Origin of the sequence: Acinetobacter schindleri CIP 107287, assembly GCF_000368625.1 — a bacterium.
Classification (GTDB): Bacteria; Pseudomonadota; Gammaproteobacteria; order Pseudomonadales; family Moraxellaceae; genus Acinetobacter; species Acinetobacter schindleri.
The window spans coordinates 1-17,913 of record NZ_KB849574.1; the positions used below are offsets into that span (position 1 = coordinate 1).

Sequence of the window (17,913 nt, forward strand, 5' to 3'; positions counted from 1 at the left end):
ATGCAGAAGAAAGATTACATGTTTGCTTTAAAATGATCACAAGCATGATGAGCGCAAAGCACTTTAAATGTGACTTGTTCCATTTTAGAGATTTGTTTAAGATAAGATATAACTCATTGAGATGTGTCATAGTATTCGTCGTTAGAAAACAATTATTGTGACATTATTTCAATGAGTTATCTATTTTTGTCGTGTACAGAGATCTTTTCGTGTGTTTTCCTTCATTTTTTATACAAATTTGCTTAAATGATGTTTATTCCTGAATATAACGTTTATTATTTTCATATTAATAAGTAGTGCTACTTACCCGGAAAAGGCTTCAGGTTACCTTATGCATCGTTCTATTTACTTAACTCTATGTTTATTTTCTTTAGCCTCAACCGCACAGGTTTTTGCTGAGGTGACTACCGATGTGGAAAATCTAGAAAATGAGCCTGAAAAAACGCCCCTTAGAACAAAAATTTCCAATAAGGCGCAACAATTACAGACACAATTGAAGGTCGATGCCAGAGCAGCACAGGCTGAAGAAGTTAAAGATCCCTTTCAGCCACTAAATAGAAAGATCTATCAATTTAACGATGTGATTGACCGCAACGTGTTACGACCTGTAGCCGTACAATATGTGGAAAAGGTTCCGAAAGATGTTCGCGGCAGCTATACTCAGTTCCGCAATAACCTGGGTGAACCCTGGAATGTAGTCAACCAGTTAATTCAAGGTCGTCCTGCACGGGCTGCCAAGTCCCTAGGCCGCTTTACCATTAATACGCTAACGACTCTAGGTTTGGCAGATCCTGCCCGTCGCTTGGGCTTGAGTCATGAAGATGAAAGGCTGGGAATTACTTTAGGTTATTATGGAGTGCCTTCTGGCCCTTATATCATGCTGCCACTTTTAGGTCCAAGCTCTGTCCGCGGGGTAATTGGTAGCGCTGTAGATAGCCAGGCTCGTCCACAAAAATATATTCTTGATGATAATGACGGACTTTACTGGAGTGACCAGTCTTTGCGTGTTATCGACACTCGTTCTGAAATACTGGACGTTGAAGGGGTATTGACTGGTGATCGTTATGCACAGATTCGTGACATTTATCTGCAACGTACCAGTTATGCAATTGCTGAAAAAAAAGGCTTAGAGTCGGAAAGTCTATTCACTGATATAGATGATGAATTTGAAGATGAGTTTGATGAAGATCAGAGCGATTCGACAGAACCAACCTTTTAAGTCAATAATTTCAGCAAGATTATCGGTGAAAAAGATTCGCCGGTAATCAATAGCTTGTTATAGTACATCTAATAAACAAATTTGGGATTAGTTCATTTCCTTATGTATTTTATTCAGCCGACTCGTGATGTTCCTTATCTTGATCAAGTCCTTGACACGCTTCCAGACGTGCAGATGATTGGTCTTGAAGATCATGAGTTGTATGATCAGACTATTCTTGCAATTTCCGATGTGCATGATTATCTGAAATACCAATGGAATTTTCCTACCATTGTCTTGGCTTTGGAAAATGAAGGAGCTGAACTATCTCAAGCCTGGGAACAAGGCGCTCTTGCCGGGTGGATCTGGAACAAACTTCCAGCTCAGCCTCTCCTCGCTTTACAAAAAATTGATGCGCAATATAAAAGAAACCAGGATAGTCGCGACTTACCTTCCGCAGCAGAGTTACAACAAAGATTGCTTCCCAACCCGATTGAGCTTTTCAACTATCAGGTAGAAACATATTTTCAGCCTTCCGCTTATCTTTCTGGTGATTGGTACGATTACTGGAAAATTAGCGATAAAGAAGTGATGTTCTATCTGGCTGATGTGTCTGGACATGGTGTCACCAGTAGTTTACTTACCTCATGGATGGCAGCTTTTCATGGCCGTTCCAAATCGCCACGTGAACTGATCAAAAAGCTGAATGGCATGCTGGTTCAGGAAAATATTGAAAAGCATATCACCATGATTGCCGGGGTTTTAAACCTTGAAACTCATGTGGTGCGCTGGTCCAGTGCCGGGCATTATCCACCGCCTATTATTTTTGAACCCAATCAGGCACCCAAAATTTTATCGACCAGTAGTTTTCCACTCGGGCTGACCGAAGAACTGGAAGTAGATGAACAGGAATTCGTCCTGAAACGTCATGCCCGATTCATTTTATGTTCGGATGGTGCCCTGGAACCCTTTGATGGCGGTTTGAATGAACAGTTTGCACAGCTGGTCTATCACTTGCAAAATCAATCTTTTCAAGCGCCGGAGCATGTGGCAGACGATATTGCCTTCCTTAGCTTCATACGTATGAATTAGTAATATAATTATTGCTTTAATAGATACTTAAATTAACTCAGACCTTCAGCTACTTGAGTATCAAACTACCCTATGGGATAATTTAATATCCTTCTCTGCAAATGGCATTTATATGTCAACAGGTCATGTTGAATATGCAAGTTTGAATGGAACGCATATTTTTAAGCTTATTGGCGAAGTGCGTGCACAATCTTGTATAAGTCTAGACAAGTTACTGAACAAAATTGAACAGCAAGATAATGTCGTTGGTGCGATCGTTGATTTAACTGAAACCAGTTTTATTGACAGTACTGTACTCGGTGTTCTTGCGAAACTGGGTTTGAAGCTGAAACAAGTGCATCATATCCAGGCTGTCATGCTCTCTACCAATTCAGATATTACAACCCTGGCCAATAGTATGGGTCTGGGACAGGTATTTGTGATCCTGAACTATTGTGGAGATTCGCATGTCTGCACCCGTGCCCTGATCGAAGAGCATGTAACGCATCGTAATATGCTCACTACGGTCCTGGATGCGCATAAGACATTGATGAAACTCAATGAAAGCAACAAAAATATGTTCGAACCTTTGGTTAAACAGCTGCAAAAAGAACAGGATAATCTCGATAAGGTGTCCGAACCCAATATTTAATCTTAATTTTCCAGGAAGGAAACGATGACTTTACTCTCTGTTGTACAAATGAATTCTCAGAATGAAATTGAAGACAATTTCAGAACGATAGAATCCTTGATTCAGCAGAGTAAAGCCGCTGGTGCTGAACTGATCGTCTTTCCTGAAAATTTTGTCTGCTTTGCTGCCGGAAAACAACGCGAAACTGCGGCGCAGTTTGAAGACATTCAGCAACGCCTCGAAAAACTGGCACATCAATATCAGATCTGGATTATTGCTGGCACCCTGCCTTGTCCGTATCGCCCGGATGGTTTAGTCATTGAAGATGGTCGTGTCCGTACGGTAAGCCTGTGCATTAGCCCGGAACGTACTGAAGCACGTTATGACAAGATTCATTTATTCGATGTGCAAGTGGGTGATGCTGTCGGTGGCTATCAGGAGTCCAAATTCTTTGAACCAGGTACAGATGTCGTGGTTGCGAAAACCCCATTTGGCAATATTGGCTTGATGGTGTGTTATGACCTGCGTTTCCCTGAATTGGCACTGACTTTACGTCAACAAGGCGCCAATATTCTGACTGCCCCTTCTGCTTTTACCTATACCACGGGTCAAATGCATTGGCAGTTACTTCTACAAGCACGTGCCATGGATACTCAGTGTGCTGTGCTTGGCGCTGCACAACAGGGCTGGCATGGAGAAAAACGTCAGACTTGGGGACATACTGCAGCCACCAATAGCCGCGGTCAGGTACTGAATATGGTACATGCGGAAGGTGCTCAGCTGATCACGGTAGATTTTGATTTAAATGAACAGCATAAAGTCCGTGAGTCCATGCCATTGATGCAACATCGAAAATTGATCCAGTTTTAAAGTTTGCGATTTTCCTGCATAAAATAACAAAATCCCTGCTTATTCCTGTTTAAAAATCATCGAGCATAGAAACTCCATGAAAAAATAACAGGGATTCATATCATGTCATTAGAAAAAACTGTCTATACCGCCCATGCCAAAGCAACAGGTGGCCGCGATGGTCGGGTTACTACGGATGATCAACTGCTGGATATACAACTCGCAGTACCAAAGGAAATGGGTGGTCCAGGCGGTGGTACCAATCCTGAACAGCTCTTTGCCGCTGGCTATTCAGCCTGTTTTTTAGGGGCTATGAAATTTGTGGCTAATCGAGACAAACTGAATATGAGTAAAGAGGCTTATATTGAAGGTGAGGTAGGGATTGGTCCGATCCCAACTGGCTTTGGTATTGAAGTTACCCTAAATGTTCATCTGGAAGGTATGGATCAGGACGAAGCTCAAAAGCTGGTGGATGCCGCGCACATTGTCTGCCCGTATTCTAATGCTACTCGTAATAATATTGATGTCACGTTAAATGTGATTACTTAAGGTTCAGTAGACGCTATCCTGAAAAATCTGTTTTTCAGGATAGTCTTGATCCAGTATAAAAATTCAATTCTTAGCCGGCTAATCTTCTACTTTTTATACACCAGTTTGTATTTTCCTATTTCAAAAAGATAACAATTAGACAGATAGTTATATATAATGATTCTTATTTGCATCTATTGTTGGTTTTATTTTAATGTTAAAACCTCTTCTCCTCAGCACACTGTTTTTAAGTATCTCTATCTCGTCTTTTGCAGATGTGCAAGTTTCTGAAAAAATTCGCCCTCAAGTCAAATCCCTGGTGAATCCAGATATTGATCGACTCGCTATTCCTCCTACACCGCATAACATGAGCCTGCCTGAATTTAGTCAAGGTGTAATTGGCTGGGGCACAGGTCCCCAAGATGCAGAAACACGTTTGAATCATATCAATAAAGCTGATGTTGAAAAGATGAAACAGGCGGGTTTAAATATAGAAATAGCGAAAACCTGGCAAAATTTTTATAAAAATGAGACTCAACGCAATGCCGGCAATCCAACCGCTCCATTGCGCGCCCAACTCATGAAGAAAATTATCGACTTGTGGTAATCTATAAAAAAGCAGCCCAACTGGCTACTTTTTAACAGTTCTATCATTAAGCTAATTCTGCTGCTTCATTGGTGACCCGCAGTACTTCCTCTACCGTCGTCTTACCTGCCAGCACTTTACGTAAGCCATCATCACGAATAGAACCAGATTGTTGACGTGCGTAACTTTCTAACTCGTATTCTGGTGCATTACCATGAATCAGACGGCGCATATGATCATCCACCGGGACAATTTCATAGATCGCAGTTCGACCAGTGAAGCCTGTATGTGAGCAGCGTTCACAACCTTTTGGCTGTGGTAATTCTAATTGTGTCCCATTATGGACATGGGCAAATAGACCTTGTTCAAATTCATCCGCTACATGCCAGGTCGCACAATGTGAACAGAGAGTACGTACCAGACGCTGGGCAACCACCCCGATCAATGAACTGGATAATAAGAAAGGTTCAATCCCCATGTCTTTAAGACGGGTTACTGCACCAATTGCAGTATTGGTATGCAGGGTTGATAAAACCAGATGACCTGTTAAAGAAGCCTGTACTGCTATTTCTGCTGTCTCCAGGTCACGAATCTCACCCACCATGACGACATCGGGATCCTGACGCAGCATCGCTTTTAAAGCACGGGCAAAGGTCATATCCACTTTGGTATTTACCTGCGTCTGCCCAATACCTTCCAATTGATACTCGACCGGATCTTCCGCGGTCAGGATATTCTTGGAACCATCATTCAGATCGGAAAGTGCTGCATAAAGTGTCGTCGTTTTACCCGAACCAGTTGGGCCAGTGACTAAAATAATGCCGTGTGGACGATGCACCAAAGTCTTGAGGCGATCGTAATCATTATTCATTAAACCCAAATGGGTCATGTTCAGGCGACCCGCCTGTTTGTCCAATAGACGCATTACCACGCGCTCACCATACGAAGATGGCAAGGTAGAAACACGGACATCGACTTCACGCCCTGCTAGGCGCAACGAAATACGACCGTCTTGGGGAATACGCTTTTCCGCAATATCCAGCTTGGCCATGACTTTAATCCGCGAGACTAATAGCGGTGCCAGTTCACGGCGTGGCTGTACAATTTCGCGTAACTGACCATCAACCCGCAAGCGGACTGAAAGTTTCTTCTCAAAGGATTCGATATGAATATCGGAAGCACCCACACGGATTGCTTCTGAAAGTAAGGCATTGATCAGGCGGACAATCGGCGCATCATCTTCCTGATCCATTAAATCTTCAGCTTCAGGGACAGAATCGGCCAGACTAAGCAAATCTGGATGGTCTTCCAGACCAGCTGCGACTTGTTGTGATTCGCCACTGTCTCCAGCGAAACTGCTACTGAGTAATTGGCTAAATTCGTGATCATTGCAGAGCTGATACTGGGCAGGATGGCCCAAAAAACGGCGTGCTTCCTGCAATGCAAGCATCGAGGTATTATCACGACGGACGATAAAGACCTGATCCCCTTCATAACGCAACAACACCCCATGGCGTTTGGCAAAACTATAAGGGATTTGTAATTGTTTCAGTACTTGCATCGTAGAATTATAATAATAGTGAAAAAATTTAAATTGAGTGTACTCTAAGCACATGACAGCGTGAAGTATGTTTAGAAAGATTTAGTACGAAAGGACAGCCGCATTGCTACAAGATCAAGTTGATTTTTCCTCTGCTCAGCCCTCTATTCATTGGTGGGGGGAACAGAATTTTGAAATAAATGAGTCCAAAGCCTGGCAATTTGGTTCGCTGCTGTTCCGTCTGACACGTGGCTTGCAGGAATGGCGTCTGGAGTATTACCGCCCTGTGGTACAGTTTGACTATGAGCAGAAATGGCACCAAATCGAAGATCCCCATTTTGCCTTTCCTCAGCCAGTGAAAATTGAACGCTATATGTTCAAGTCCACCAAAAGTAAACTGCAACTCATGCCTCGTCTGGCAGATCGTTCTGTAGTGATTAAACCTGTCGATCCTATTTATATTCCTGCCGGGCAACGCGGAACCTTATATATCAGTACGCCACTGTGGATTGCAGGTTTTGTCGATGGACAGCGAGATCCAATTTTTGATGTCCCGGTAATTCTACCCAAAGATACCTGGTTTGGCCCGAATCATCGTTCTGGGGAAATTTGTTATGCCACAGCAGTCGATGGTCGTACTGAGCTAAAACAGCTGACACCGCGTGCATTTCGTGCTGTAACCCCAATTGAATTCCACAATACCAGTAATCAGCAACTGCGCTTTGACCGCATGAATGTACCCGTACCTGCCTTACCGTTATTTTTCAGTGCCAGTACGGGACGTCTTTGGACCTCGCAAATTAAAGTCCTGCATGAAGGTCTGGATCGTCCACCTCGAATTCGGATTGAAAATCGTACGCCACCGCATGCTGGTGAAGTGGACTATCTGCATCCACCACGTGACCCCGCAGGCAACCTGTTCAATATGTTTGATTCATTCTTTTAAGGACGGCTAATGGCAAACTCAAGTATTTCTGCTGAAGTCACCAATAGCCTGAAAGGCGTATTTACCAGTATTAATACTGATCGGCTGACAGAAATTGCTGTCGCAATCGTACTGTGTTTTATTGGCTTTTTAATTGCACGTTTTTTCTCGAATGCCTTTATCCGGACGATTGGCCTACGCTTTAATGCCCATCAGCAAATGGTCTGGCGTCGTGGGATTTTCTACTTCATTTTCCTGCTGTTTGTCATGGCCAGCTTAAAGGAAGCTGGCTTTAAGCTCAGTGTCTTCTTAGGTGCAGCAGGTATTTTGACAGTTGCACTGGGTTTCGCATCTCAGACCTCAGCCTCCAACCTGATCAGCGGTATGTTCCTGATTGGTGAAGGCTCTTTTGAAGTTGGTGATACCATTCAGATTACCCTGATTCGTGGGCATACCATTGAAGGCGAAGTCATTTCGATTGACCTGCTCTCAGTCAAATTATTAACCCAGGATAATATCTATGTCCGGTTGCCGAATGAGCAACTGATCCGTGCCCCGGTACATAACCTGTCCAAATTTCCGATCCGGCGAATTCCGATCACGTTGGCGATTAATTTCCATGAAGACATTATCAAGGTTCGTGAAGTACTGCTGGATGTGGCAAACAAATATCCAATGGTACTTGCCGATCCGAAACCGGCTGTGACAGTAACTGCTTTCCGGGAATCATCCATTGAATTGCTGTTTGCAGTCTGGTGTCAAGGTGAAAACTTTTTAAAAGTTCGTGATGAAATGCAGGAACGCATTCGTAATGGTTTCCTGGAAAATCATATTGAGATTCCTGTACCAAAAATGGGCTTTGTAGATCATCCGCTTGCACGTCCGCTGGAAAATGAAGATGTTGATCAATATGCCAATGAGAAGGAATTGAAGAGGGAGCCGGATTTAAAATAACTTTTTTCTAAATTCCTCCTAACCTCCCTTTACAAAGGAAGGAACTGTCATCAAAAGCCGCTCTTTTCCTTGCACATCGCTTAAAGCGTGTCCAGGGTTTGGGGAGATTAAATTAATGCTCAAATGAGTTAATTTAGATTCAAACCCTTTTCTCCCCATCCGGCATTGGTGCAACATAAGCAATCAATAACATCACCCCTCCTGCCAGCAAGAAGGATAATACTCGAGTTAAGGTCCCGATATGAGACAGATCAAACAGCACCAGTTTTAAGGTTACAATCACCAGAATACTACCACCCAGAATCCACATCGGTTTCAGGGCTTTCAATGCCGCAATCCACATCGTTGCAAAAGCCAATAGCACCCATAGAATGGTCAAGCTCAACTGGACTGTGGCATTACTCCACACTTCCAAACTGTTCAACGGTGTTCCTAAATACATATGTAAGGCACGCAATACAATATAGCTGAATAACCAAAGTAAACTCAGTACCATGAGTACTGCCATCATTCCTTTATCTCGACCTGCCCTAATCTGCTGCAGCAACATCCAGATGAAGCTGACCAACATGGCGATACTCACCAGATCAAAAGGATTTAAAATAGGAAGCAAATAGAACTTGAAGGCCTGCTGACTGAGCAGCTGTGAACACAACAACCAGGCTGCCATCAGAATCAAGCTACTGTTGCCTTGCCACAGCATTGGCCAAGCAGAGTCCGCAGATTGTTTATAAGACCAGAAACACAGACCTAATGGCAAAATCACCATACTGATATAGGGCATACTCGGAATCAGACATAGGCTTGCCAGAGTCAGACTCACTAGAGCTCCCAAACTCACCCATTCTTTTGAAAGCAACAAGCCTGAGGCTGGTCGCAGCCATTGCCAGGCTAACAATAAGGTTGATAACCCAAAGATAATCCGGGCAAATTGACTCTCCCAAATCAGTACACCATTTTCACTCTGATCAATTGCTAGAACCACACCAGCAAAAACCAATGGCGTTAAGCCACACCATTTTGGCACCAGCCAGCTCCAGTCCTGATTTTTTCTGAAGATAATTTCATTAAGAACAGCAAAAATCAGTGCAACCGTAGCCAGACTATAAATATGGGCATCTGGTGAACTGAACTCGTCTTCCAATAAGGCAAACAGCATCAGGCTGGCTGAGAAACTGAGTAAGCTCAAGAAGCCAGTACTCAGCCCATCTAGTTGCTGGATATAATGCTTTTTGAACTGGCTAATCAGGAGCACCGCCAGATAACAGCCACTCAGTATCCAGAAGATGTGTCGTGGTGTTGGATTCAGCTCAACAAGATAATACAGACTGCTCAGCCCAGCCATGATCAGTAAGCCCATACTCAAATATTGCCCAACTTTGAGATTCTTTTCCAAAGCCCAGAAATAAATTAAGACGCCTTCTACTGCCCAACCCACTACGCTCCATTCACTTTCCAACAAAATTGGTGGAATCAGGGCAATAAAAATCAGCATCAGACTGAGATAGCTATTGGCAATGATATTCAGGGTATGACTACGCCGCGATCCTAACCAGCAAACTGCGAATACTGCGGCATAAATCAGGCTCAGTCCTGCCTGCCATGTACGTTCATTAAAATGAATCAGATACAGGAAAATATAGGCTATAATTGGCGCGGCAAAAATCAGGGCAATGTCCAGAATCGGCTTGAGCTGGAACCTGCTCAGGTCATCTTTAGCGAGTAACTGACTAAAACGAAATCCCAGCCAGATAAACACAGCACTATGTGCCAGAATCAAGCCAGTCATGCTATAGCGTTCAGAAGTGTAGCCATGAATCAGCGCATAGATTCCCCCAAAAATCGCAGTGACCAAAAAGGCAATCTGATTCAGCGTCTTCCAGGGTTTTAAGCTGGTCAGCGTTGCTACTCCGATATTAATGACCAGATAATAAGCAATCAGCTCTACAGCTGTGGCATCCCGTACAGGCAAAGTAAATGGTGCAATATAGGCAATTAACAGCGCCATCACCGTCAATTCAAAACTATTCTGCTTAAAACTGAGATATAGCGTCATGGCCATAATCAGCACAAATAGCACTGATGCCATCAACAGACCAGGAATGACCAGATTGTAATAGGCAAAGAATAAGGTCAGAAACAGCGCACTTAATCCCAGACCCTCAAGTGCCAGCGCAAAACTGCGGTTTTTCTCGATCAACCAATAGCCCAGCCCAGCAACAGCCATACTTGCCAAAGCAATCAGGCCCAATTTCATTGCCAGACTGATTTGCCAATGCTCCGTTGCAAAACGTAGTAACAGGATAATTCCGACAACCAGAATCCCGATTGCAGCTTTAAGCACCGGATTGCCTTGAAAAATCCAGCGCTGGATCTGATCAATTAAATCCGGTGAAGCATGATCAACTTGAGCCGGCTGCTGAAAGGCTGGCAGTGGAACTGGCTGAGAATTTGAAGTGTCCTGACTTGGCACCGAGTGAATACGATGCTGCAACTGTTGCAATGACAGCTCTATTCGTTTCAACCATCGAAACAGGAAGAAAATCCAGGCCGTGACGCCCAGCCCCATCAACCATTTCAGGTCGATGACACCTCCCACAATGGCAATCAGGGAAGAAATATATAATGGAACTTTAGAATAACCAGAAATAGACAACTGATGTTCAGCAGTGATCTCTTCAAGTGACTGCTGCACTGCATTGACATACTGCATTACACTTATCAGAAAACCGAGCCCACATAAATAGCTGACAATCTCGTAATCCAGATACCAGGCACTCAAGCCTACAATCACCAGGCTGATCAGCCACATCATGCGTAATTCATTTTGCCCTGTTGTCATTCTTATATTTTCCAGTCCCATACCACTCCATCATACAACATGCCGCTGCCGGTTATTTCATCTTCGGTCATTATTCGCTAAGCTGTTGCCACAGACTTGCTCAGCGGGCACGCTAAAAATCACGTACAATAACGCTATTATTTGAATAAGGAATTGAATACATGCCACCATTTGTCTTGGTCGATGGCTCTTACTTTTTATTTCGTGCCTTTCACGCACTGCCACCGTTAACCACGTCAACCGGTTTACACACCAATGCAATTCGTGGTGCAATTTCTGCCATTCAAAAACTGATGCGCCGTGTCCAGCCTACACATATGGCGGTGATTTTCGATACCCCTGAACCCACTTTTCGTCATGAACTGTCACCCATCTATAAGGGTGACCGCCCAAGCATGCCGAGCGAGCTTGCCGAGCAAATTCCCTATCTGCACGCATTGATCAAAGCCTTAGGAATTCCACTACACGCCCTGCCAGGCGCAGAAGCCGATGATATTATCGGCACACTGGCAAAACGTGCTGAAGCCATGGGACATCAAGTACTGATCTCTACGGGTGATAAAGATATGGCTCAGCTGGTGACAGAAAAAGTAACCCTGGAAGACAGCTTTAAAGAAAAGCCACTTGATGTAAATGGTGTATTTGAAAAGTTTGGGGTCTGGCCAAATCAGATTATCGATTACCTGACTCTCATGGGCGATGCCTCAGATGGCATTATGGGTGTACCTGGCGTCGGTGCCAAAACCGCAGCCAAATTACTGAATGAATATGGTTCAATTGGCGGCATTCTGGAAAATGTTGACAAGATCAAAGGCAAAGTTGGACAAAATATCAAAGACAATGTTGAAGGCATTACGCTGGATCATCAGCTGGCCAGTATTGTGATCGATTTGGATTTGAGCTTTGGTTATGATGATTTAAAACTTGCTGAGCCAAATGTTGCCAAACTACGCGAACTCTATACCGAGCTTGAATTCCGTAACCAACTGCAATCTCTGGATCATCCAAACAATCCGAACAATAGCAATTACAAGCAAGTAGTTCAGTCGATTACAACCAAACCTGTAGCGCTAATAGAAGAAGATCATGCGTCATTGACCAGCAGCGATGATCAACTGGGACAGGCGACTTATCACACCGTGCTGAATCAGGCAGATTGGGATGCTTTATTTAATCGTTTAAATACTGCCAAACGTTTTGCTTTTGATACTGAAACCACCAGTCTGGATTATCGTATTGCTCAAATCGTGGGCTTCTCGGTGGCTTTTGATGCAGAGGATGCCTATTACGTACCGCTGGCACATGACTATGAGAATGCGCCTGAACAGTTAAATCGTGAAACCATCCTTGCGCAAATCAAACCCATTCTGGAAGACGACAATATTCAGAAAATTGGCCATCACCTGAAATATGATGCACATGTCCTAGAAAATCATGGAATCCAGCTGGCAGGCTGGTACTTCGATACCATGCTGGCGTCTTATGTGCTGAACTCAGTGGCAACCCGTCACGGTATGGATGACGTAGCACGGCTTTATTTAAGCCACCTGACCACGACCTTTGAGCAGATTGCCGGTAAAGGTGCGAAACAGAAAACCTTTAACCAGATTGAGATCGAAACTGCAGCACACTATGCCGCAGAAGACGCCCATGTCACTTATCGTCTGTATGAAGTGCTGTATGAAAAACTGAAAGTGCATCCAGAGCTGCTCAACATTCTGCTAAATATTGAAATGCCGGTCGCACGTGTATTGACCAGCATGGAAGAAAATGGCATTCAGCTAGATCTGGCTTTCCTGGATCAGTTGGGCTGTGACTTTGCTGAAACCATGAAAAATCTGGAACAGCAGATTGAAGAAATGGCGGGCGAATCCTTTAATGTCAGTTCACCGAAACAGGTTGGTGAAATCCTGTTTGATAAGCTGGGTCTAAAAGGTGGCAAGAAAACCACAACAGGTCAGTACAGCACCAGCGAAAGCATTCTGGAAAAGCTTGAGCATCCAATTGCCGAGTTGATCCTGAACTACCGTGGTCTGTCCAAGCTGAAAAGTACTTATACTGATGGGCTCTGTAAACAGGCCAATAATGATACTCATCGTGTACATACCAGCTATCATCAGGCACTGACTGCAACCGGTCGTTTATCCTCAACCGACCCAAACCTGCAGAATATTCCAATTCGTGAAGAAATTGGCCGTCAGATCCGTAAAGCCTTTGTCGCGCCAGAGGGTCGTATATTACTTGCAGCCGATTATTCCCAAATTGAATTACGTCTGATGGCACATTTGTCTCAGGATGATGCACTGGTGGATGCTTTTATTCACGGTCAGGACGTCCATCGTCGTACCGCGGCAGAAGTCCTCGGTATTGCCCTGGAAGATGTGACCAATGATCAACGTCGCCAAGCCAAAGCAGTAAACTTCGGTCTGCTTTATGGGATGTCCGAGTTTGGCTTGACTCGTCAGCTGGGTTTTACCCGCCAGGAATCACAGGAATACATCAAGCAGTATTTCCACCGCTATCCGGGTATTTATGAATATATGCAGCGTACCCGTCAGGTTGCGCTGGAACAGGGCTTCGTGGAAACCATTCTTGGCCGCCGTTTGTATACCCCAGATATTGATGCTCGCAATATGATGATACGTAAAGCTGCTGAACGTGCTGCAATCAATGCCCCACTGCAAGGTTCAGCTGCCGATATCATCAAGATGGCGATGATAGAAGTCGACAAGATGTTGCCAAAAGACCAGGCCAAAATGCTGCTGCAAGTCCACGATGAATTGGTATTTGAAGTTGATGAAGCGATTGCTGACGAACTGGCATCTAAGCTGGCTGAAGTAATGCAGTCTGTAGTGCAGATCTCTGTACCTTTACTGGTAGAAGTAGGCAAAGGCAAGAATTGGGATGAGGCGCACTAACGTGCTTTGAACCCCTCTTTCAGAGGAGTTTCAGGAGATTTATATTAGCCCTCCCCCCAGCCCTCTCCCCAAGGGAGAGGGAATTACACCTAATTTTAATTACTATGAATAATCTTATTAATTCCTTCTTCTTTTTTTAAGATAAAGAATACTATTACTTCTCAGAGATGAATTTGTAGGAAGTTGCTTCTCCTCTCAGGAGAGAGTATGGAAAGGTAAAACCTCTTTTGAAATTCATAACAAATAAAAAAAGGACGCTTAGGCGTCCTTTTTTATATTCTTAAATCTTAGAAACCAGTCAACAACACCATGGCCACTTCACGCATGATCAGATCAACCACCATCAGTGCCAGAATCGCCAGAATTGGAGACAGGTCGATCATCCCGATATTCGGCATGATACGACGGAATGGTGCCAATAATGGCTCTGCCAGTTCCTGAACCACTTCAATATAAGGTGAACGGGATTGAGTAAACATCACCACCCAACTCAAGATAATGGTCGCGAAAATCAGATAACGACAGAAACGGATCAGGTCCTGAATCATGGTCACAAAAGTCAGTATTAACAGATGAATTGGACCATTTGGCATACCACCAGAAAGATACATCATGCCAAAAATTTTCAGCAAATACAGCACCACCAATAATGCCAGCGCGGCAGTATTTACCCGACCCTTCGCCAGAGTTGGCAGAATACGACTAAACACATCTACAATCTTGGTGGCCTTTACAGTTGAAAGTACCACCGGATTGTAAGGACTCACCGAAGCCAACTGCATTAAAAAGCGGAAGAATACGAGCAAAATTGCGACGTTAATGATAATGCCAAAAATTAGCGCAGAATTTGCACCCATACCTGAAGGTTCCTAAATATTAAATTTGAAAATTTACTTACTGCTGTCGCTAAGCTCTTGAGCGAGCTCCTGACTACGTTTTGCAGCAGCAGCCAGAGCTGCCTGAATGTTTTGAGAAATCTGGGCCTGATCAAAGACTTCTAGTGCAGCCTGAGTCGTGCCATTCGGTGAAGTCACATTTTTACGTAATTCAGCTGGTGTATTTGCACTGGTAATTGCCATTTGCGCTGCACCTAATGCAGTTTGCAAGGTCAATGCAGTTGCAACTTTCTCATCTAGCCCCAGGTTCACACCTGCACGGATCATGCTTTCCATCATATAGAAGAAATAAGCCGGACCTGAGCCAGAAACCGCCGTTACAGCATCAATTTGCGCTTCAGAGTTTACCCAAATTGTCAGGCCAGTTGAAGCTAAAACCTGACTCGCCAGCTCACGGTCTGCTGTACTCATGTCTGCATTGGCGAATAAACCATGCGCGCCAGTCTGTACTAATGCTGGTGTATTTGGCATCACACGAACAATACGATCGGTACCAAGTAAGCTAGACAAAGTCGCAATTTCAGCACCTGCTACAATGGAAATAACCAATTTACCGTCCAACAAACCTTGCAGCGGTTTAAGCACATCCGCTAGCACCTGTGGCTTCACCGCAAATACCACAATATCGGCATGTTTGATTGCAGCAATATTATCATCAGTAACATTCACTTCTTTTTCAGCAAGCAGTAGACGCACTTTTTCGACTGGATCAGAAACTGTAATACGGGTTGCCGGCAAACCACGTGCAATCAAGCCACCAATTAAGGCTTGAGCCATGTTACCACCACCAATGAAACTGATATTACAATTTAAAGCTGCACTCATTTTTAATGCTCGTCTTTGTGTTCTGAAATTGAAGAGACTGAAATTGGCTGCCACCCCTCCACCTCACAATAGGCAGATTCAGCCAACCAAAATCCTTTGGGCGTAAACACGCCTAGCATAACATCATCTATGCTTAATATTTGAATTGTATGCCGCATCCATGGAAATATTTGCGCATCCTGAATGGCTTTTTTCAGTGGCCAAGAACCGACACGTCCACATAAATGAATCTTTTCGCCACCTTGGCGCTGTGTCAGTTTCAAGTGCTGATTCAATAAATCCAATGATAAACCGATTGCCGCAGACTGAATCTGAAACTGTCCTGAAGGCAAATCAATACGATCCTGAAGTCTGAAAATCATCTGCTGTTCGCCAGAAAATGGCTGTTGACCTGCCAGATAAATTTCTTTACTGAGCTTATAGACCAGCTGCTGATAACGCACATAATAAAAACCTTGCCAATGCAAAGCCGCCTGGGCATCTGCACGTACATGAATGACTTCACGTTGCAAGCGCTGTACCATATCCAGTGTAGGCCGATACTGTCCTCCCCCTTTCATCCAGTTAGATAGCAGCTGGCGCTGGCGTGCTAAAGACAGTTCAGAAAATTTAGATAAGTCTAAAATATTATCTTGGATACAAACGTCTGTATCTTGTCGCAACACATCCTGCAAGATTTCCTGAGCATCCTGCATCAGATCCGTGGTTCGGGCTAAAGCTGCCTGCATTTTTGGGAAGCGCTCACTTAATAGCGGCCACAAAATCTGACGTGCCCAGGCACGATCATAATCATTATTCTGATTGCTCGGATCTTCAATATTCTGAATATTCAGGTCAGCGGCCCATTGGCAAATCTGCTCACGAGAAATATCCAAAAGTGGACGCCAGATGGTTAAATCTTCTCGTATATCTACCCGCTTCATGGCAGACAGACCATCGACTCCGGCCCCAGATAGTAAACGCAGCATCAGTGTTTCTGCCTGGTCCTGCTGATGATGCGCAAGAACTAGAATTTCATTGGGCTGTAGATGCTTCAGATAGGCCTGATAACGTGCTTCCCGGGCCTGATTTTCCAGATTACCTTGTGCCACAATAACTGGCTGGACAATACAGGGGATACTCAGCTTTTGGCATTCATGCTGAACAAATCTGCCCCATTCAGCGCTACCACTTTGCAGCTGATGATCGACATAAATCGCACGGATTTTTTCCGGGCACAAAAAAAACATCAGATGCAGTAACAGCATGGAATCCACGCCGCCACTGCATCCGATGAGAAATTTTGTTTCTGCAGGAAAGTCCTGCAGCTGTTTTAAGAAACCAGACCTAAATTGTCGCTGCCAAACTTCATTAAACGCTGGTAACGTGCTTCGCATCGTGCCTCGGCTTCCATCGGTTGCAGTTCATTCAGCGCTTCTTTCAGTACTGCTTTCAGGTCTTGCATTACCTGATCAGGATTTAAATGAGCGCCTTCACCTTCATCTACTACATATTCCACAATACCCATATGCTGCAATTTTTCCGCAGTCAGTGCCAGTGCTTCACTGGCTTGTTCAGCTTTGTCCGCAGTTTTCCACAGGATCGAGGCACAGCCTTCTGGTGAAATCACAGAATAGATACTATGAGATAGCATCACCACACGGTCTGCCACCCCAATCCCCAGTGCACCACCAGAACCACCTTCACCCAGTACAGTCGCAATCACAGGTACTTTCAGGTTAGACAACTGTGCCAGACTTGTAGCAATCGCTTCAGCCTGACCACGCTCTTCTGCGCCTACGCCTGGATAAGCGCCCATCGTGTCAATAAAGGTAAATACAGGCAGATTAAAACGCTCTGCCATATCGAGCAGGCGTTGTGCCTTACGGTAACCTTCAGGATTCGCCATCCCGAAGTTATGCTGTAATTTTTCACGGGTACTACGGCCACGGTGCTGGCCAACAATCATCACAGGCTGACCGTCAAAACGCGCCAGACCACCAATCATTGCACCATCATCACCATAGAGACGGTCACCATGTAAAGCATCAAATTCAGTGAATATTTCACCCACGTAGTCCAGGAATTGTGGACGTTCAGGATGACGTGCAATTTGCACGGTCTTCCATGCTTTTGATGGAGTCGCTTTATTTTTCATAGGTTAACCGTTT

General features: G+C 44.3%; 15 protein-coding genes and 1 pseudogene. 9 read left to right on the plus strand and 7 right to left on the minus strand.

The genetic code is table 11. From position 1 onward, the window contains the following. Positions 1–130 (minus strand): annotated as a pseudogene (locus F955_RS16215) (IS4-like element ISAba33 family transposase); the annotation flags it as partial. 201 nt (positions 131–331) lie between these two features. Here F955_RS16215 and F955_RS00260 point away from each other — a divergent pair. The 6 genes from F955_RS00260 (at position 332) to F955_RS00285 (ending at position 4,884) form a co-directional block, all read left to right on the plus strand. Next, positions 332–1,219, plus strand: coding sequence for an MlaA family lipoprotein (locus F955_RS00260; RefSeq protein ID WP_004889856.1), 888 nt, complete (start codon positions 332–334; stop codon positions 1,217–1,219). Between the two features lie 102 nt (positions 1,220–1,321). Then, positions 1,322–2,290 (plus strand): RsbU family protein phosphatase GigA, encoded by a 969-nt coding sequence (gene gigA, locus F955_RS00265; RefSeq protein ID WP_004889859.1) that lies wholly within the window; start codon positions 1,322–1,324, stop codon positions 2,288–2,290. Positions 2,291–2,402: 112 nt separating this feature from the next. Next, a complete protein-coding gene (gene gigB / locus F955_RS00270) occupies positions 2,403–2,921 on the plus strand; it encodes an anti-anti-sigma factor GigB (RefSeq protein ID WP_004812973.1) in 519 nt (172 codons plus the stop codon). A 24-nt stretch (positions 2,922–2,945) separates the two neighbouring features. Continuing rightward, the gene (locus F955_RS00275; RefSeq protein WP_004889862.1) at positions 2,946–3,770 is read left to right on the plus strand and encodes a carbon-nitrogen hydrolase family protein; all 825 of its coding nucleotides are present in this window, start codon (positions 2,946–2,948) and stop codon (positions 3,768–3,770) included. A gap of 102 nt (positions 3,771–3,872) precedes the next feature. Beyond that, positions 3,873–4,298 carry an organic hydroperoxide resistance protein gene (locus F955_RS00280; RefSeq protein WP_004889864.1) on the plus strand — a complete coding sequence of 142 codons (426 nt, stop codon included), beginning with the start codon at positions 3,873–3,875 and terminating at the stop codon, positions 4,296–4,298. Between the two features lie 193 nt (positions 4,299–4,491). After that, a complete protein-coding gene (locus tag F955_RS00285; RefSeq protein WP_004889866.1) occupies positions 4,492–4,884 on the plus strand; it encodes a DUF4951 domain-containing protein in 393 nt (130 codons plus the stop codon). A gap of 46 nt (positions 4,885–4,930) precedes the next feature. Here F955_RS00285 and gspE read toward each other — a convergent pair whose 3' ends face one another. Beyond that, on the minus strand, positions 4,931–6,424 hold the full coding sequence (gene gspE, locus F955_RS00290) for a type II secretion system ATPase GspE (protein WP_004812979.1): 1,494 nt from the start codon (positions 6,422–6,424) through the stop codon (positions 4,931–4,933). A 103-nt stretch (positions 6,425–6,527) separates the two neighbouring features. Here gspE and F955_RS00295 point away from each other — a divergent pair, with 103 nt between their 5' ends. Both F955_RS00295 and F955_RS00300 read left to right on the plus strand, forming a co-directional pair. Further along, the gene (locus F955_RS00295; protein ID WP_004889868.1) at positions 6,528–7,349 is read left to right on the plus strand and encodes a hypothetical protein; all 822 of its coding nucleotides are present in this window, start codon (positions 6,528–6,530) and stop codon (positions 7,347–7,349) included. A 9-nt stretch (positions 7,350–7,358) separates the two neighbouring features. Then, entirely contained in the window at positions 7,359–8,282 is a 924-nt protein-coding gene (locus F955_RS00300) for a mechanosensitive ion channel family protein (protein WP_004812984.1), read from the plus strand. A gap of 139 nt (positions 8,283–8,421) precedes the next feature. On the opposite strand, the gene F955_RS00305 is transcribed toward F955_RS00300, so the two are convergent. After that, positions 8,422–11,124 carry a DUF2339 domain-containing protein gene (locus F955_RS00305; protein WP_017401401.1) on the minus strand — a complete coding sequence of 901 codons (2,703 nt, stop codon included), beginning with the start codon at positions 11,122–11,124 and terminating at the stop codon, positions 8,422–8,424. A 161-nt stretch (positions 11,125–11,285) separates the two neighbouring features. Here F955_RS00305 and polA point away from each other — a divergent pair, with 161 nt between their 5' ends. Beyond that, complete coding sequence (gene polA / locus F955_RS00310; protein WP_004889872.1) at positions 11,286–14,042, plus strand: DNA polymerase I; 2,757 nt, start codon at positions 11,286–11,288, stop codon at positions 14,040–14,042. 287 nt (positions 14,043–14,329) lie between these two features. Here polA and F955_RS00315 read toward each other — a convergent pair whose 3' ends face one another. From F955_RS00315 to F955_RS00330, 4 genes are read right to left on the minus strand one after another with little or no spacing between them, the layout of a single operon-like run. After that, complete coding sequence (locus F955_RS00315; RefSeq protein ID WP_004889875.1) at positions 14,330–14,899, minus strand: YggT family protein; 570 nt, start codon at positions 14,897–14,899, stop codon at positions 14,330–14,332. Positions 14,900–14,932: 33 nt separating this feature from the next. Then, positions 14,933–15,763, minus strand: coding sequence for a pyrroline-5-carboxylate reductase (gene proC, locus F955_RS00320; RefSeq protein ID WP_004889878.1), 831 nt, complete (start codon positions 15,761–15,763; stop codon positions 14,933–14,935). Positions 15,764–15,765: 2 nt separating this feature from the next. Further along, entirely contained in the window at positions 15,766–17,139 is a 1,374-nt protein-coding gene (tilS, locus tag F955_RS00325; RefSeq protein WP_081399006.1) for a tRNA lysidine(34) synthetase TilS, read from the minus strand. Beyond that, positions 17,076–17,900 carry an acetyl-CoA carboxylase carboxyltransferase subunit alpha gene (locus F955_RS00330; RefSeq protein ID WP_004812992.1) on the minus strand — a complete coding sequence of 275 codons (825 nt, stop codon included), beginning with the start codon at positions 17,898–17,900 and terminating at the stop codon, positions 17,076–17,078. Before F955_RS00330 ends, tilS begins: the two co-directional genes overlap by 64 nt. Positions 17,901–17,913: the final 13 nt, after the last annotated feature.

Excerpts from the sequence above, each read along its gene's own strand:
- F955_RS00315 (WP_004889875.1), bottom strand. The coding sequence starts at position 14,899 with ATGGGTGCAAATTCTGCGCTAATTTTTGGCATTATCATTAACGTCGCA.
- polA (WP_004889872.1), top strand. The coding sequence starts at position 11,286 with ATGCCACCATTTGTCTTGGTCGATGGCTCTTACTTTTTATTTCGTGCC.
- gigB (WP_004812973.1), top strand. The coding sequence starts at position 2,403 with ATGTCAACAGGTCATGTTGAATATGCAAGTTTGAATGGAACGCATATT.
- proC (WP_004889878.1), bottom strand. The coding sequence starts at position 15,763 with ATGAGTGCAGCTTTAAATTGTAATATCAGTTTCATTGGTGGTGGTAAC.
- F955_RS00275 (WP_004889862.1), top strand. The coding sequence starts at position 2,946 with ATGACTTTACTCTCTGTTGTACAAATGAATTCTCAGAATGAAATTGAA.
- F955_RS00285 (WP_004889866.1), top strand. The coding sequence starts at position 4,492 with ATGTTAAAACCTCTTCTCCTCAGCACACTGTTTTTAAGTATCTCTATC.
- gigA (WP_004889859.1), top strand. The coding sequence starts at position 1,322 with ATGTATTTTATTCAGCCGACTCGTGATGTTCCTTATCTTGATCAAGTC.
- F955_RS00260 (WP_004889856.1), top strand. The coding sequence starts at position 332 with ATGCATCGTTCTATTTACTTAACTCTATGTTTATTTTCTTTAGCCTCA.
- gspE (WP_004812979.1), bottom strand. The coding sequence starts at position 6,424 with ATGCAAGTACTGAAACAATTACAAATCCCTTATAGTTTTGCCAAACGC.
- F955_RS00330 (WP_004812992.1), bottom strand. The coding sequence starts at position 17,900 with ATGAAAAATAAAGCGACTCCATCAAAAGCATGGAAGACCGTGCAAATT.
- F955_RS00305 (WP_017401401.1), bottom strand. The coding sequence starts at position 11,124 with ATGACAACAGGGCAAAATGAATTACGCATGATGTGGCTGATCAGCCTG.
- F955_RS00280 (WP_004889864.1), top strand. The coding sequence starts at position 3,873 with ATGTCATTAGAAAAAACTGTCTATACCGCCCATGCCAAAGCAACAGGT.
- tilS (WP_081399006.1), bottom strand. The coding sequence starts at position 17,139 with ATGCGAAGCACGTTACCAGCGTTTAATGAAGTTTGGCAGCGACAATTT.
- F955_RS00300 (WP_004812984.1), top strand. The coding sequence starts at position 7,359 with ATGGCAAACTCAAGTATTTCTGCTGAAGTCACCAATAGCCTGAAAGGC.